The organism is Catellatospora vulcania (assembly GCF_009720385.1).
Taxonomy (GTDB): domain Bacteria; phylum Actinomycetota; class Actinomycetes; order Mycobacteriales; family Micromonosporaceae; genus Catellatospora; species Catellatospora vulcania.
On record NZ_WARX01000007.1, the window covers coordinates 1 to 16,001 of the forward strand.

The following is a 16,001-nucleotide window of genomic DNA, read 5'->3' on the forward strand; positions in this document are numbered from 1 at the left end:
CCCGTTCTTCCTTCTGTTCGCCGCGTTCGGGATCTTCCCTCTGGCGTACACCGCGTGGGTGTCGCTGCACGAGTGGAGCCTGCTGTCGGAGACGCACACGTTCTTGGGCCTGCAGAACTACAAGGACCTGTTCGCCGACGAGTACTTCTGGAACGCGCTGCGTAACACCGCCCAGATCTGGGTGCTGTCGACCGTTCCCCAGCTGCTGATGGCCCTGGTGCTGGCACATGTGCTCAACCAGCGGCTGCGCGCTCCTACGTTCTGGCGGATGACGGCGGTGCTGCCCAACATCACGTCGGTGGCCGCGGTGGCGATCATCTTCGGGCAGATCTTCGGCAAGGACTACGGCCTGGTCAACTGGCTTCTGGAGACTCTCGGTCTCGGTCGTATCGACTGGCAGGCCGGCACGGCGTCGTCGCAGATCGCGATCTCCGTGATGATCATCTGGCGGTGGACGGGTTACAACGCCCTGATCTACCTGGCCGCGATGCAGGCCGTGAGCAAAGACCTCTACGACGCCGCGTCCCTCGACGGCGCGTCGAGCTTCCAGCAGCTGACGAGGATCACGGTCCCGGCGATCCGCCCGACCATCATCTTCACGGTGATCGTGTCGACGATCGGCGGTATGCAGGTCCTGGCCGAACCGCTGCTGTTCGGCGGAGCGAGTGTCACCGGCGGTTCGGACCGGCAGTTCCAGACGCTGTCGCTGTACCTGTACGAGGTGGCGTTCTCGCGGTTCGACTTCGGTTACGCCTCGACCGCGGCGTGGGCGATGTTCGGCATCATCGTGATCGTCGCGGCGATCAACTACTTCCTGACCAGCCGCCTGCGGAGGTCCTGATGACCGACACGTTGACCCGTCCGAAGAGCGCCCCCGAGGCCCCCGTGCCCGCGCCTTCGAAACGCTACAAGGGCTTCGTGGAGCGCCGTCCCGGCAAGCTCACCTACCTCGCCCTGACCGGCCTGGCGCTGTTCTCGGCGTTCCCGCTGTACTGGTCGTTCGTCGTCGGCTCGCACGACAACGGCATCCTCGGCCAGGTGCCGCCGCCGCTGGGCCTGGGCCCGAACCTGTTCGAGAACGTCGAGCGCGCCTTCGGCACGATCGACTTCGCCAAGGCGCTGGCCAACTCGTTCATGGTGGCGGGCGCGATCACGATCAGCGTGGTGCTGTTCTCCACCCTGGCCGGGTTCGCGTTCGCGAAGCTGGCCTTCCGGGGGCGTAACGCGCTGCTCGTCATGGTCATCGCGACCATGATGGTGCCGACGCAGCTGGGCATCATCCCGCTGTACATGCTCATGGCGAAGATCGAGTGGACCGGCACCATGTACGCGGTAATCGCGCCCAGCCTGGTCAGCGCGTTCGGGGTGTTCTTCATGACGCAGTACCTCGGTGAGGCGGTGCCGACCGAGCTGATCGAGGCAGCCCGTGCCGACGGCTGCACCACGCTGCGCATCTTCTGGCACGTGGTGCTCCCGGTGTCGAAGCCGGCCGCGGCGGTGCTGGGCATGCTGACGTTCATGACGGCCTGGAACGACTTCTTCTGGCCGCTGGTGGTGCTCACCCCGGAAGACCCGACCGTGCAGGTCGCGCTGTCCGCGCTGGCCAGCGGTTACATCACGGACTTCTCGCTGTCGCTCACCGGAACGATCATCGCGACGGTCCCGTTGCTCGTCGTCTTCGTGGCGCTGGGCAAGCACATCATCGGAGGCATCATGCAAGGGGCGATCAAGGGATGACCAGCGTTCTGCCACAGGAGATCGCTGCGCCTTCGCGGCTGTCGTTCCCGCAGGGGTTCCGTTGGGGCGCGGCGACCGCGTCGTACCAGATCGAGGGGGCCGCGACCGAGGGCGGGCGTACGCCGTCGATCTGGGACACCATGTCCCGCGAGCCGGGGCGGGTGTTCCGCAACCACAGCGGTGACGTGGCCTGCGACCACTACCACCGCTACCGCGACGACGTGCGCCTCATGTCCGAGCTGGGCCTGGGCACCTACCGGTTCTCGGTCGCCTGGCCGCGCATCAAGCCCGACGGCTCCGGCCCGGTCAACCCGCGCGGCCTCGACTTCTACGACCGCCTCGTGGACGAGCTGCTGGCCAACGGCATCGCGCCGATGGTCACCCTCTACCACTGGGACCTGCCGCAGGTGCTGGAGGACCGGGGCGGCTGGACCAACCGCGACACCGCGTACTACCTGGCCGACCTGGCCTCGGCGACGATCGCGCGGCTAGGCGACCGGGTGGCGACCTGGACCACGCTGAACGAGCCGTGGTGCTCGGCGTTCCTAGGGTATGCCAGCGGCGACCACGCTCCCGGCCGCCGCGAGCCGCAGGCCGCCTACCTGGCCGCGCACCACCTGCTGCTGGGCCACGGCCTGGCCGCGCAGGCGCTGCGGGCAGGCGGGGCACGCGAGCTGTCCATCACGCACGTGCTCACCCGGGTCAATCCGCAGAACCCGCACGACGCGCACGACCGCGACGCGGCCCGGCTCGTCGACGGCCTGCAGAACCGGATCTGGCTCGACCCGGTGCTGCGCGGGCAGTACCCGGACGACATGCTGCCGCTGTTCGAGCGGTTCGGCGCCGCGGACGCGATCCACGACGGCGACCTGGACGTCATCTCCACCCCGATCGACCTGCTCGGCGTGAACTACTACCAGCCGGCCCTGGTGCGGGCCAAGGTCGGCGCGGTCGGCCAGGCCAACTACCCGGGCAGCGAGGGTATCGACTTCCCGCCGCAGGGCCTGCCGGTCACCGGCATGGACTGGCCGATCGACGCGACGGGCCTGTCGGACACGCTGGTCCGGCTGTCCCGGGACTACCCGGGCACCCCGCTGATGATCACGGAGAACGGCTCGGCGTACCACGACATCCTGGAGGGCGACCGGGTCGCCGACCCGGACCGGATCGCCTACTTCGACGGCCACCTGCGGGCCGTGCACAAGGCGATCGAGCGGGGCGCCGACGTCCGCGGCTACCTGGCCTGGTCGCTGATGGACAACTTCGAGTGGGCGTACGGCTACGACAAGCGCTTCGGCCTGGTCTACGTCGACTACGACACCCAGCGCCGGGTGCCCAAGGACAGCGCCCGCTGGTACACGCAGGTCATCCGGGACAACGGCCTGTGACAAGCCCGGTCTGAGCGCTGCTGTCCGTCGCGCTCAGGCAGTGTGACGGTTGGGGGCGACCGTCACACGTGAACGCCCCGGCCCGCGAACCTGCGGGCCGGGGCGTCGTGCCCTGCGGTCAGTGCTGCGGGGCGTTCCACATCGCGGCGAAGCCTGCCGCCTCACCGGTCAGCCAGCGGTCCACGTCCGCGCCCTTGGTCGCCTCGCTGCGGTAGGCGATGCCGCGCCGCACGTCGACCAGCACCGGCTCGGCGTGCGGCAGGATCTGGTCCATGTTCGCCCGCAGCAGGTGCAGCGTCGCCATGATCAGGTCGGCGGTCGGCGGCTCCTCGTCGAAGTGCAGCCGCACCGCTTCGCTGTGCCCGTCCTCATAGCGCAGCCCGAAGTGGGCGCTGATGCGCACCGGCAGGCTGCCGATCATGGCGAGCGCGTCGTTGGTCTGCGTCAGCCGGCAGCCCTGCCCCTCGATGGAAGTCAGGTAGCTGGCCGCGCCCGCGGTCAGCGACGCGTAGAGCCGCTGCCAGCGGGGGTCGACGACGTCGTTGACCTCCACCAGGTGTGTGCCCGGCGTGTGCTGGTCGATGTCGGTCTTGAGGGCCTTGATGAGCCGGCTGTGCGGGTTGAACCCGCGCCCGGTCTCCCGCTGCTTGCGCAACTTGCCGACGAACGCCGCCTTGGCGGGGCCGGAGCGGTCCACGTAGCGGGTGAACGCCAGCAGCGTGGCGTAGGGGAGCAGGGGCTTGGCGGGGGTGTCGGCGACGGTCGCTTGAGGGGTAGGCATGTCGGCTCCGTTCGCAGCTCAGCGATTGTTTTTCGTACACACATTCTAATCGACGGGGGCGACATTTCCGCGCCCTCGCGGCCAACCGATCGGATGCTGGGAGGGCCGTCCGGACGGCCACTGACGCGGACTTGCGCGCGCCTGCACAATGTGGCGGTGGACCTGCTCAGACGCCTCACGAACTCGCCGAAGGCCCTCGTCTTCAGCTACCTGCTGCTGATCCTGGCCTCCAGCGGCATCTACTGGCTGGTCGAGGACGGCAAGACACCCGGCGACGCGCTCTGGTGGTCCGTGGTGACCGCCTCGACCGTGGGCTACGGCGACACGTACCCGGAGACCTGGCAGGGCCGGGTGATGGCCGGACTCCTGATCTCGGTCATGGTCCTCTTCGTGATCCCACTGATCACGGCGCACTTCGCCAGCAAGCTCATCGTCGACAACGACGCGTTCCAGCACGAGGAGCAGGAAGAGATCAAGAACCAGCTCCGGCAGATCCGCGCGATCGTGGAACGGCTGGCTCCGGCCGACGCCGCCCCGGCGGCCGCGGCGCTGGACGCCGTCGAGGCACGAGCCGACGCCGACCGCCGGTAGCCGCACGCCGGCCGCCCTCGCCTGCCATGATCTGTTTCTGTGGACGCCTGACGTCGCCAGAGCAACGTTCAGCGTCCACAAAAACGGATCATGCGCGCCATGGGGTCATCGCGGCGAGCGTCACGGCCGCCGTGGCCACGGCCGCCGGTAGGCGCGGCTGCTGGTAGGCGGCTGCCGGTAGCATCGCGCCGGTGTGGGGGATCGCCGGGTATCGGCCGGAGCCGGTGGCGACGGTGGACGGGCTGCTCGACGTGCATGGTGACCACCTGCGGTCGCTGGCCGGACGCCGGCTCACCCGGATACGCGGGCTCTGCTACGTGGGCGAGGGCGACCGGTGCAGGACGCTGCCGGTGGTGCTGGAGTTCGAGGGCGAGCGGCTGGAGGTCGCCGCCGAAGGCTTCGACAGGCTCTTCGTGAGCCGCGATGACCTGGTCGGGGACCCGCTGCCGGACACCGACGACCAGGACGATCCCGAGCGCGAAGTCGCGTGGGCGGATGTCGCGCGTGCCGAGCTGGACGTGCTGCTCGGTGCGAGGCTGGCCGCGGTGCGGGTGCTGGAGCACGACTTCCGGCTCGCCGTGGTAGACGGTGGGCCGCTCGAGGCATGGCTGCTCGGCGGGCTGGAGCTGGTGTTCGCGTGCGGGCGCGCGGTGCAACTCGTGAACGTCCTCGACGCGCTGGAGATCGCCGTCGAGCCGGCAGGCGCGGGTCCGTGGCGTCGGACGGCGCTCGACCTGCCCGGTCAGGACCAGCGGGCGCCCGACAGGTCCTGACCGGAAGCAGCGATCTTCGCGACGGGGAGGGGCCCACGTCGCATGGCGGGCGCGCTCCGGGTCACCGGTCCGGCCTGCGAGAGCCTTCGCGGTGCTTGACGCCGGTGCCGCCGCCTCGGATCCAGGGGCGGCACCGGCGATGGAGAGCGCTCTCCACAGCGCAGATGTTACGCGGATGTTGCCGCGCGTCAATACCCCCGACGAATCCGTCCGAATTAAACGGTTAGCAGATGCTTTCGGATCGCTTTCCCTGTGGCGCTTCGTGATTCAGCCATGCCCGGCGGATCGCCCGGCCCCGACATCGGGACCGACAGAACGGGCAAAATGGACGGGACATTGACGTAAGTGCAACCGCGGCGTAACACTGTTGGAGAGCGCTCTCCATCGTACTGCGGTGTGGAGACGCCATGCCCGTCATCGGCCCCGCGGTACGGACCCGTCCGTCCCGGCTCGACGTACCAGTCCCTGGTCGCCGAGCCCCCATCCTCCGGGAGATTCGATGACATCCATCGGCCAGAGCCGGCCGAGGCGCTCCAGGGTCGCGGGCCTAGCCGCCGCCGCCCTGCTGGCGTCACTGGTCACCGTGGTGCCCATGCAGTCCGCCCAGGCGGCCGTCACCCTGCTCTCGCAAGGCAGGCCGGCCACCGCGTCGTCCACCGAGAACGGCGGCGTCCCCGCCGCTGCGGCGGTCGACGGCAACCCCGCGACCCGCTGGTCCAGCCAGTTCAGCGACCCGCAGTGGCTGCGTGTCGACCTCGGTTCCACCGCCGCGATCAGCCAGGTCGTGCTGCAGTGGGAGGGCGCCTACGCGACCGCGTACCAGATCCAGGTCTCCAACGACGGCAACAACTGGACCTCGATCTACAGCACCACCACGAGCACCGGCGGCACCCAGACGCTCAACGTCACGGGCAACGGCCGCTACGTGCGGATGTACGGCACGGTCCGCAACGGCGGCTACGGCTACTCGCTGTGGGAGTTCAAGGTGTACGGCGACAACGGCACCACGCCGCCCGCCACCGGATACGTGCTGGCGAACCCGCAGGTCACCGGCGTGACGCCGTCGACCTACAACCCGCCGCACGCGTACTTCCACGAGTTCCAGGCCAACTGCGCGACCAGCCACGACCGGCCCGACGACCCGATCGTCTACCCGGGCCTGCCGGGCGCGTCGCACATGCACACGTTCATGGGCAACCGCACCACCAACGCCGCCAGCACGCTCACGTCGCTGAACGCGGGCGGCACGACGTGTCTCGCGCCCGGCGACAAGTCCGGGTACTGGATGCCGACCATGTACAACGGCACCCAGGTCGTCAACCCGGTCGGGCCGCAGGTCATCTACTACAAGACGGGTGTCAACGACTACACCAGCGTCCGGCCGTTCCCGCCGGGCCTGCGGTTCGTCGTCGGCAGCCCGAACGCCACGGCCGACCAGTTCATGTTCGGGTCGGTCGAGGGCTGGGAGTGCGGCGAGAGCTACCACAACGCCGACTTCCCGGCGTACTGCCCGGTCGGTACCCAGGTCAACGTCCGCTACCAGGCCCCGAGCTGCTGGAACGGCCTCTACCTGGACACCCCCGACCACAAGAGCCACATGGCGTACCCGGTCAACCTGGTCTGCCCGACCAGCCACCCGGTGGCGCTGCCGATGATCGAGTTCAAGATGGCGTTCCCGGCCAGCGGGGACATGTCCCAGGTGCGGCTGTCGAGCGGGCGGGGCTACTCGTTCCACTACGACTTCTTCAACGCCTGGGACCCGGCTGTGCAGGCCGCCCTGGTCAACCACTGCGTACGCGGTGGCCTGCAGTGCAACGCCCGCGGCTACGACGAGACCCAGCCCGGTCGCGGCGCAGCCCTGAACGCGAACTACCAGCTCCCCTAACCGCACCACGGCCGGCCCCGACATGGCGGGGCCGGCCGCAGTCGCAAGATCGCCGGACTTGCCAGGCGAACGGTCGTATCGCGGGTCAAGATACGCACACCTGCCCGGCAAGTGCGGCGATCTTGCAGCTGGTTCGGGGGGCGGGCGCAGGCCTGGAACACTGGGCGACGTGCGCGTGGGGATTCTGGGTCCGCTGGAGGTGCGCCTCGCCGGAGAACCGGTCGAGGTGGCCGGGGCCCGGCTGCGCGCGCTGCTGATCAGGCTGGCCGTCGACGCGGGCCGGACCGTGCCGGTGAGCGCGCTCGCCGACGCGCTGTGGGGCGACACGCTGCCCGCCGACCCGGCCAACGCGGTACAGACGCTGGTGTCCCGGCTGCGCCGGGCGCTGCCCGACGGCGCGGTCAGCTTCGGCCCCGGCGGCTACCGGCTGGAGACCGTGCCCGAGTCCGTCGACGCCCTGCACTTCGAGGAACTGGCCCGGCGCGGGCGTGCCACGCTGGCGGCCGGGCACCCCGCCGACGCGGCTGAACTGCTCGGGCGGGCCCTGGCCCTGTGGCGCGGCGACGCACTGGCCGAGGTCTGCGACGCGCCGTACGCCGTCGCGGCGGCGGCGCGGTGGGCGGAGCTGCGGCTGCTCGCCGTCGAGGACCGGGTCGAGGCGGAGCTGGCCGTGGCCGCGCCCGACCGGGTGGTGCCGGAACTGGAGCGCCTGGTCGCCGACCAGCCGCTGCGGGAACGCCCGCGAGCGCTGCTGATGCGGGCCCTGCACGCCGCCGGGCGCACCGCCGACGCGCTGGCCGCCTACGAGGACTTCCGCGGCCGCCTCGCCGGGGAGCTGGGCGTCGACCCGTCCGTCGAGCTGCGGCAGCTGCACCTGGCCGTGCTGCGCGACGACCCCGCCGCCCGCACCTCCTTCACATCGCCGGGCGCGACACGAACCTCGTTCACACCGACCGGCGCGGGCCGGACCTCGTCCGACCCGCCCGCTGCGCTTACATCCAGCTCCCTGCCCCGGCGCGACAACCTGCGGGCATCGCTGACCAGCTTCGTCGGCCGGGCGGAGGAGCTGGACCGCATCGGGCGGCTGCTGGCCGCCGGCAGGCTCGTGACACTGGTCGGTCCCGGTGGGGCGGGCAAGACGCGGCTCTCGCTCACCGCCGCCGCGCGGCAGGCCGCCGACGATCCCGCGGTACGGGTGTGCCTCGTCGAGCTGGCCCCGGTCACCGACCCGGTGACCCTGGTCCAGGCACTGCTCGGCGCCCTCGACCTGCGCGAGTCGGGCTTCATGGACAATGGCCAGCCCGTCCTGCCCCGCGACGCGATGTCGCGGCTCGTCGACGCGCTGTCCGCCGAGGACGTGCTGCTGGTGCTGGACAACTGCGAGCACCTCGTCGAGCCCGTCGCGGCGCTGGCCGAGGAGCTGCTCACCCGCTGCCCGAGGCTGCGCGTGCTGGCCACCACCCGCGAGCCGCTGAACATCCTCGGCGAGGCGCTGTGCCCGGTGTCGCCGCTGGCCCTGCCCGAGCCGTCGGCGAGCATGGCAGGCGCGCTGGCGTACCCGGTGGTGCAGTTGCTGCGCGACCGCGCCGCCGCGGTGCGGCCCGACTTCGCGGTCACCGACGACAACGTCGCCGACGTGGTGGAGATCTGCCGCCGCCTCGACGGGCTGCCGCTGGCCGTCGAGCTGGCCGCCGCCCGGCTGCGGTTCATGTCCCCGGCGCACCTGGCCGACCGGCTCGGCGACCGGTTCCGGCTGCTGACCGGCGGCAGCCGCACCGCGATGGCCCGCCACCGCACCCTGCGTGCCGTCGTGGCCTGGAGCTGGGACCTGCTGCTGGAACCCGAACGCCTGCTGATCGAGCGGCTGTCGGTGTTCCCGGCCGGGGCGACCCGCGACAGCGCGGCCGGGGTGTGCGCCGACGAGCTGGTCCCGGCGGCCGACATCGCCGACCTGCTCGACGCGCTGGTCGACAAGTCGCTGCTGCAGGCCACGGGCGACGGCGAGCCCCGCTACCGGATGCTCGACACCATCCGCGAGTACGGCCTGGAACGGCTCGCCGACACCGACCTGCCCCGGGTGCGGGCCGCGCACACGGCGTACTTCCTGAACCTCGCCGAACAGGCCGAGCCGCACCTGCGCGCCGCCGACCAGCTGCACTGGATCCGGCTGCTGTCCGCCGAACGGGACAACCTGCTGGCAGCGCTGCACGCCGCCGTCGACGCGGGCGACGCCGACACCGCGGTGCGCCTGGTCGCCGCGCTCGGGCTGCACTGGACCGTGCTCGGCGCGAACGCCGAAGCCGCGAGCTGGCTCGGGCAGGCGCTCGCGGTGCCCGGCGAGGCGCCCGGCCCGCAGCGCGCCCTCGCCACCGCGTTCTACCTCATCAACACGGCGAACTCGGACCAGCCCGGCGACGGCACTGAGCTGATCAAGGAGATCGGCCGGCTGGCCGGCAGCCTCGATCCGTCCTGGGACCATCCGCTGCTGGCCCTGCTGGAACCCGTCGCGGCGCTGCTCATCGACGACACCGCCGCCGGGCTCGCGGCGATCGAGCGCAAGCTGGCCCACCCCGACCCGTGGGTGCGGTCGATGCTGCGCATGTCGCGCGCGTTCATCGCCGACAACGACGGCGACGGCGAGGCCATGTACGCCGACCTGCAGGAGGCGGTCGCGGGGTTCCGGCGGGTGGGGGAGCGGGGCGGGCTGTCCATCGCGCTGACCGCCCTCGGCGAGGCCAGGTCCAACCGTGGCGACTTCGACGGCGCGGTGGCCGCGATCACCGAGTCGATCGAGCTGACCCGGGAGCTGTCGGGGACGGACGACACGGAGTACCAGCAGGTGCGGCTCGCGGTGATACGCGGGCAACGGGGCGAGACGGAGGCGGCCAAGGCGATACTGACGGACATCGCCGAGCACGGGTCGGTCCGGCACGCCTGCGGCGCCCGCCTGGGCCTGGGTGAGCTGGCCCGCCAGCGCGGCGACCTGGCCGAGGCGAATCGGCAGTACGGGCACGCGCTGGCGCAGCTCGGCGACGCCGTGATGGCCTCACCGCAGTTCCGCTCACTGATCCTGACGTCGAAGGCGCACCTGGCCGTCGACACCGGCGACCTTGACGAGGCGGCGGCCTGCCTGGTCGAGGCGTACGCCGGTGCGCTCACCGTGAAGGACATGCCGGTGGTGGCGCGGGTCGGGGTCGGGGTGGCCGACGTGTGGCGGGCGCGGGGGGAGCGGGCGCGGGCGGCGCGGACGCTCGGCGCGACCGAGGCCCTGCGCGGCAGCCCCGACCGGGCCAACCCGGATGTGCTGCGCCTGACCGCCTGGCTGGCCGCGGACCCCGCACTCGCCGGCCCGTACGCCGAGGGCCGCCTGCTGGACCGCGACGGGTCCCTCGACGCCGTCGACCCCCACCACCTGTCCTGATCGCTCAGCGCCGAACCGCCGCTGCCGCCGCCCAGCTCACCGGCCATGCACGGATGGGAAGGGCACCTTCTACATCGCATAGCGATGTGAAGGTGCCCTTCCTTCGGTCGGTGGGGGTGGGGGAGTGGGGGCCTTTCGCCGGGGGTCAGGTGCGGCGGCGGTAGGCGCGGACGGCGAGGGGGGCGAAGACGGCGAGCAGGCCCAGTGACCAGAGCAGCGTCGATGTGACAGGGCCGGCGACGGGGCCGCCGAGCATGAGGCCGCGGGCGGCGGCCATGACGTCGGTGACGGGGTTGAGTTTGACCCAGGCCTGGAGCCAGCCGGGCAGGGTGTCGGTGGGGACCATCATGTTGGTGCCGAAGGTCAGCGGGAACATGATCAGGAACGAGATGCCCTGGACCGCGCCCGGTTCGCGGACCAGCATGCCGATCAGCACCGAGGTCCAGCTGAGGCAGAACGAGAAGACCAGTACCACCAGGCAGGCGGTCAGGCCGAGCAGGAGGCCGTTGCCGAAGCGGAAGCCGAGCGCGGTGCCGAAGCCGAGCAGCACCACCATCGCGACCACGAAGCGGATCACGTCGCCGACGACCGCGCCGATGAGCGGGGCGGAGCGGGCGATGGGCAGGCTGCGGAAGCGGTCGAAGACGCCCTTCTTGATGTCGGTGTTGAGGTTTACCCCGATCGCGGTGGAGGCGAACATCGCCGTCTGCACCATGATCGCCGGTAGCAGGAACTGCAGGTAGGCGTGCTGCGAGCCGGCGACCGCGCCGCCCAGCAGGTACACGAAGATGACCACGAAGATGACCGGTTGCAGGGTTACGTCGAGCAGCTGCTCGGGGGTGCGCCGGGTCTTGGTCAGGCTGCGTGCGGCCAGCGCGAGGCTGTGCCGGATCAGGCGGAACCGGCGGCGGGCCGGGGCCGAGGGAGTCACGGCCGGGGCGGGCGGGGTGAGCGTGGTGGTCATACGCCGGCCTCCTGGCGGTCGTCGGCCCCGTGGCCGGTGAGGGTGAGGAAGACCTCGTCGAGGCTGGGCAGGCGCAGCGACAGCTCGGTCATCGTGATCCCCGCGGCGGCGAGGCGGCGTACGGCCTCGACGAACGCGGTGTCGTCGGGCACCGGGACGGTGAGCACGCCACGGCTGGGCGACTCCGGCTGGTGGCCCGAGACGGCGGCCAGGATCTGTGCGGTGTCGCCCAGCCGGGCCGGGTCGGCGGGGCGGGCGGCGATGGTCTGGCCGCCGACGATGCGCTTGAGGTCGGCGGGCGTGTCGTGGGCGATGACCCGGCCGTGGTCCATCACCGTGATCTCGTCGGCGAGCGCGTCCGCCTCCTCCAGGTACTGCGTGGTCAGCAGGACGGTCGTGCCGTCGGCGAGCAGCGCGCGGACCATGTTCCACACGTCGTCGCGCTTGGCCGGGTCGAGGCCGGTCGTCGGCTCGTCGAGGTAGATCACCTCGGGGCGGCCGACCAGGCTCGCGGCGAGGTCGAGGCGGCGGCGCATCCCGCCGGAGTAGGTGCGGGCGGGGCGGCCGGCCGCCTCGGTGAGGTCGAAGCGGGCCAGCAGCTCGGCGGCGCGGACCCGGGCGTCGGCGGTGCGCAGGTCCATCAGGCGGCCGATGAGCAGCAGGTTCTCGGTGCCGGTGAGGTCGTCGTCGACGGAGGCGTACTGGCCGGTCAGCCCGATGCGGCGGCGCACCTGGTCGGCGTCGCGGACCACGTCGTAGCCGCCGACCACGGCCCGGCCCGCGTCGGGGCGCAGCAGCGTGGCGAGCACGCGTACCGCCGTGGTCTTGCCCGCGCCGTTGGGGCCGAGCACGCCGAGCACGGTGCCCGGCCGGGCGGCGAGATCCACGCCGTCCAGCGCGATCGTCTTGCCGTACCGCTTGACCAGGCCCTCGGCCTGGAAAGCGTAGGTCATGAGCTTTTCCTTCCCTGGTCTGACGGGACCAGGGTGGACGGGGCCGCTGGCAGGGCGCGCACAGCGCGCTGGCATGCGCGCACACCTTGGGCACACGCCTCGGCGGTGCTACCGTCGACAACCCCTGAACCCCGAGGTCAGCCCATGTCTCACCGTTGCGGCAAGCACGTCCTCCTGTCCGCCCCCGCCTCCCCGCGCTCCGGCTGGGTCGCCTGCGCGGTCCACCGCATGGGCGGCACCCAGCTCGACCAGACGTTCGGCCGCATCGTCGGCCTCGAATTCCACGGCGAAGAGGTCCTCGCCTTCGGCTGGATCATCCGCCACGCCATGCTCGACGCCCCTCACGACGCCTGACCCACCCGCCTCGCCCGCGCCCCGTGCCCCGCGCCCTGCGCCCTGCGCTGCAGTTTCGGGGAAAGTGCACCTTCGCCCGCGCCTATTCGTCCACTTCCCCCGAAACTGCAGCGGGCGACAGCGCGACGGCGAGGCCCGGCCCCGGCGTTCACGTGGGAGGCGACGCCGGGGCGGGCGGCTCGGTCAGGAGGCGTAGGCCTCCAGCTCGGAGAGCTGGCCTGCGGGCCAGCCCGTGTTGCCGGTGAAGACCACGCGGACGTACCGGGTGGGAGTCACCGCGAAGGTCAGGGTGACCGTGTTCCCCGTGGTCGGGTTGAAGGTGTAGGTCCCGGAAGGGACCAGGGTGCGCCAGGTGATGCCGTCGTCGCTGCCGAGCACGGACAGGGTCTGGCTGCGGGTGGCCCAGGAGGCCGGGGCGGGCAGCTTCAGCACCAGCCGCGACACCGCGGTGCTCGATCCGAGGTCGACCTGCGCCCACTGCGGCCAGGCGTTGTTCGGGCTCTCCCAGTAGGTGTCGCGGTTGCCGTCGGTGATGTTGGCCGCGCCGTAGGACTGGACGTGTCCGCTCTCCGCGGTCGGCCGGCCCGCGGCGAGGTTGACGTTGCCGGCGGGATCGGTGGTGACGGTGACCGCGTTCGACGGCCCGGAGACCAGGCCGGCGGCGTCCTGCGCCGCCACGGTGAACGTGTGCGCCGAGCCTGGGGCCAGCCCGGAGACGGTGAACGCCGTCCCGCTCGCGGTGCCGACCTGGGTGCCGTTGCGCAGGATCCGGTAGCCGGTGACGCCGACGTTGTCGGTGGACGCGGTCCAGGACAGCGACACCGTGGTCTGCGTCTTGCCGGTGACGGTGAGGTTGCCGGGCACGCTCGGCGGCTGGTTGTCGACGACGCCGCCCGCGTACACCTCGAATTCGGAGATCTGGCCCGCGGGCCAGCCGGTGTTCGTGGTGATGGTCAGGCGCACGTAGCGCGCCGTGGCCGAGGCCGTGATGTTGACGGTGTTGGCCGTGGCCGGGTCGAACAGGCGGGCGGCGGCCGCCGACAGGGGCTGCCAGTTCACGCCGTCGGTGGAGCCGTGCACGGCGATCTGCTGGGTGCGTGCGCCCCAGCTCGGGGGCAGTTTCAGGGTGACCCGGGTGACCGGCAGAGCGCTGCCCAGGTCGACGGTCAGCGTCTGCGGGAACGCGTTGTTGGCGCTCTCCCAGTACGAGTTCGCGTTGCCGTCGACGGCGTTGCCGGGCGGGAAGCCGCCGTTGGCGCTGGACGCGACGACGGGCCGGTTCAGCGCCACGTTGACGGTGGGTGCGGGCGGGTCGGTGGTGGCGGTGACCGTGTTGCTAGGTCCGGAGATCGCCCCGGCGGCGTCACGGGCGCGTACGTAGTAGGAGTAGGTCGTGGCCGGGGTGAGGCCGGTGAGGGTGACCGAGGTGCCGATGGGGGACGCGGCGACGTTGTCGGTCGCGCCCAGCTCCTGGTAGACGGTGTAGCCGACGACGCCGACGTTGTCGGTCGACGCGGTCCAGGACAGCGACAGGCTGGTCGCGGTCTTGCCGGTGACGGTGAGGTTGCCGGGCACGGTCGGCGGCACGACGTCGCCGGGGCCGGACCGGTTGGCGAACTCGGTGGCCCAGTACCGGGTCCGGGTCAGGTACGCGGTCTCGGCGGCCGCGCCGGTGAGGCCGTACGCGCCGTCGAAGGTCTGGTAGCCGAAGCCCGCGGGCGGGGTGGCGTGCGCGGGTTCGATGGACGAGCCCTCGTGCCACTCGTTGAACGACGTGATCGACACCCAGTCCGGCAGGCCGCCGGTGGCCGGGGTCAGCGCGTTGTTCCACTGCAGGTCGTAGGTGGCGCCGTTGGCGCGGCCGACGGTCGGGGTGGTGTTGCCGGGCACGGCCCGGTCGTCGAGGTAGCCGGGCGCGACCGACGGGGCCCAGATCAGGCCGTTGGCCTTGCAGAAGGCGCTCGCGTTGGCCCAGCCGGGGGCGGTCGAGCCGGCGATGCCGTCGTAGGTGTACATGCCGCCGAAGTGGGCGACCTTCGAGGTGTCCGTGGTCTGCGCGAGGATGATGTTGCTGCTCTTCAACGGCGCGATCGGCGACCAGTCGCTGATGAGCAGGCTCTCGAAGACGTAGAACGCGGGGCGGTTGCCGTGCGCGGCGTCGCGGTAGTAGGCAGGGCTGGACCCGTACCGGCTGTTCAGGTAGTTGATGTCGGCGACGGTGGAGGCGGCGGTGCGCCCGGCGTAGGGCTCCAGGTGCCAGGCGACCTTCAGGCCCTGCGCCGCGGCGGCGGTCAGCACACCGGCGGCCAGGTTGTCCTCGTAGGAGCCCTGGCCCCACCAGCTGTAGACGAGCACGCCCGCGCCCGACTGGCGGATCCACTGCATGTGCTGCGCGACAGCCCCCGCGTAGTCGCCGGAGTCGTACGCGCCGAGCTTGGGGTAGAGGTTCGCGCCGACGTCGGCGGGCGGGGTGTGGCCGCCCTGCTGCCAGTGGCGGTACTGGCCGTATACGGCGGGGTTGCCGTACCAGGAGTAGTAGAAGACGTGCACGTTCGGCGACGGCGGCGGGTCGGCGGCCTGCGCGCCCTGGGGCGCTGCCGTGAGCCCGGCGGCCACCACCAGCGCGGCGAGCACCACGCGTAGCGGCCGTGTCCAGACGGACATGACGGGTCCTCTCCGTAACGGGATCGGGACGGTGCTGTTGCCCTGGAGCGCCTGCGGCGCGGCCGGGGGAGCGGTGTAGGCAAAACCTTAGATACGTGCTCGCAAAAACTCTAGAGTTGCGTGCAAGTTTGCAATGCCAACCGAGACGTTGCGGACGGTGACGGCGCAACGGTTGCCGTCGCGGCGGGCGCATGGGACGGGGTCCCCCGGGTCCGCAGACCGCCCCTGCTCATCCGCGCGTGACGATGTGATCGGCCGTCCACAACGGAGACTTTCGAGATCAGTGGTCATGAGTTGGCGTCACCGGCGGTGACCGGTGCTGGTCGCGGAGGGGTCGTGGCCGTACGCATACGAAATGATCACCGTCCGTCCTCACCCGACTGTTGCTACGTTTTTTGCATTGGACTGTGGACTTCTAACTACCTAGGAACTAACGTTTTGCTACCACAGTCAGAAACACCGATGACTTGAACTCGTAACAGGCAGGTGG

At 71.2% G+C, this 16,001-nt stretch carries 12 protein-coding genes; 8 read left to right on the plus strand and 4 right to left on the minus strand.

Annotated elements, in window-relative coordinates; translation table 11 throughout:
* The 3 genes from F6W97_RS28035 to F6W97_RS28045 all read left to right on the plus strand — a co-directional run.
* On the plus strand, positions 1 to 841 hold an 841-nt coding region (locus F6W97_RS28035; protein ID WP_155373548.1), incomplete at its 5' end, for a carbohydrate ABC transporter permease.
* A complete protein-coding gene (locus F6W97_RS28040; RefSeq protein ID WP_155373549.1) occupies positions 841 to 1,737 on the plus strand; it encodes a carbohydrate ABC transporter permease in 897 nt (298 codons plus the stop codon). The genes F6W97_RS28035 and F6W97_RS28040, both read left to right, overlap by 1 nt.
* Positions 1,734 to 3,125 (plus strand): GH1 family beta-glucosidase, encoded by a 1,392-nt coding sequence (locus tag F6W97_RS28045; protein ID WP_155373550.1) that lies wholly within the window; start codon positions 1,734 to 1,736, stop codon positions 3,123 to 3,125. The genes F6W97_RS28040 and F6W97_RS28045 overlap by 4 nt, the downstream gene beginning before the upstream one ends.
* A 118-nt stretch (positions 3,126 to 3,243) precedes the next feature.
* Here the strand turns inward: F6W97_RS28045 and F6W97_RS28050 are convergent, their stop codons facing one another.
* Positions 3,244 to 3,906, minus strand: a complete 663-nt coding sequence (locus F6W97_RS28050; protein WP_155373551.1) for a hypothetical protein — start codon at positions 3,904 to 3,906, stop codon at positions 3,244 to 3,246.
* Between the two features lie 156 nt (positions 3,907 to 4,062).
* Here F6W97_RS28050 and F6W97_RS28055 point away from each other — a divergent pair, with 156 nt between their 5' ends.
* From F6W97_RS28055 to F6W97_RS28070, 4 genes are all read left to right on the plus strand, one after another.
* The gene (locus F6W97_RS28055) at positions 4,063 to 4,497 is read left to right on the plus strand and encodes a potassium channel family protein (protein WP_330164991.1); all 435 of its coding nucleotides are present in this window, start codon (positions 4,063 to 4,065) and stop codon (positions 4,495 to 4,497) included.
* A gap of 191 nt (positions 4,498 to 4,688) precedes the next feature.
* On the plus strand, positions 4,689 to 5,270 hold the full coding sequence (locus tag F6W97_RS28060) for a hypothetical protein (RefSeq protein WP_155373553.1): 582 nt from the start codon (positions 4,689 to 4,691) through the stop codon (positions 5,268 to 5,270).
* Positions 5,271 to 5,769: 499 nt separating this feature from the next.
* Positions 5,770 to 7,155, plus strand: a complete 1,386-nt coding sequence (locus F6W97_RS28065) for a DUF1996 domain-containing protein (protein ID WP_155373554.1) — start codon at positions 5,770 to 5,772, stop codon at positions 7,153 to 7,155.
* A gap of 169 nt (positions 7,156 to 7,324) precedes the next feature.
* Positions 7,325 to 10,576: an AfsR/SARP family transcriptional regulator gene (locus tag F6W97_RS28070; RefSeq protein ID WP_196279367.1), complete on the plus strand. Its 3,252-nt coding sequence runs from the start codon at positions 7,325 to 7,327 to the stop codon at positions 10,574 to 10,576.
* Between the two features lie 145 nt (positions 10,577 to 10,721).
* Here F6W97_RS28070 and F6W97_RS28075 read toward each other — a convergent pair whose 3' ends face one another.
* Positions 10,722 to 11,540, minus strand: a complete 819-nt coding sequence (locus tag F6W97_RS28075; protein WP_155373556.1) for an ABC transporter permease — start codon at positions 11,538 to 11,540, stop codon at positions 10,722 to 10,724.
* Positions 11,537 to 12,493: an ATP-binding cassette domain-containing protein gene (locus tag F6W97_RS28080; protein WP_155373557.1), complete on the minus strand. Its 957-nt coding sequence runs from the start codon at positions 12,491 to 12,493 to the stop codon at positions 11,537 to 11,539. The genes F6W97_RS28075 and F6W97_RS28080 overlap by 4 nt, the downstream gene beginning before the upstream one ends.
* 144 nt (positions 12,494 to 12,637) lie before the next feature.
* Between F6W97_RS28080 and F6W97_RS28085 the strand changes: the two genes are divergently transcribed.
* Positions 12,638 to 12,847: a hypothetical protein gene (locus tag F6W97_RS28085; protein WP_155373558.1), complete on the plus strand. Its 210-nt coding sequence runs from the start codon at positions 12,638 to 12,640 to the stop codon at positions 12,845 to 12,847.
* A 183-nt stretch (positions 12,848 to 13,030) separates the two neighbouring features.
* Here F6W97_RS28085 and F6W97_RS28090 read toward each other — a convergent pair whose 3' ends face one another.
* Positions 13,031 to 15,511, minus strand: coding sequence for a discoidin domain-containing protein (locus F6W97_RS28090; RefSeq protein ID WP_155373559.1), 2,481 nt, complete (start codon positions 15,509 to 15,511; stop codon positions 13,031 to 13,033).
* Positions 15,512 to 16,001 lie beyond the last annotated feature (490 nt).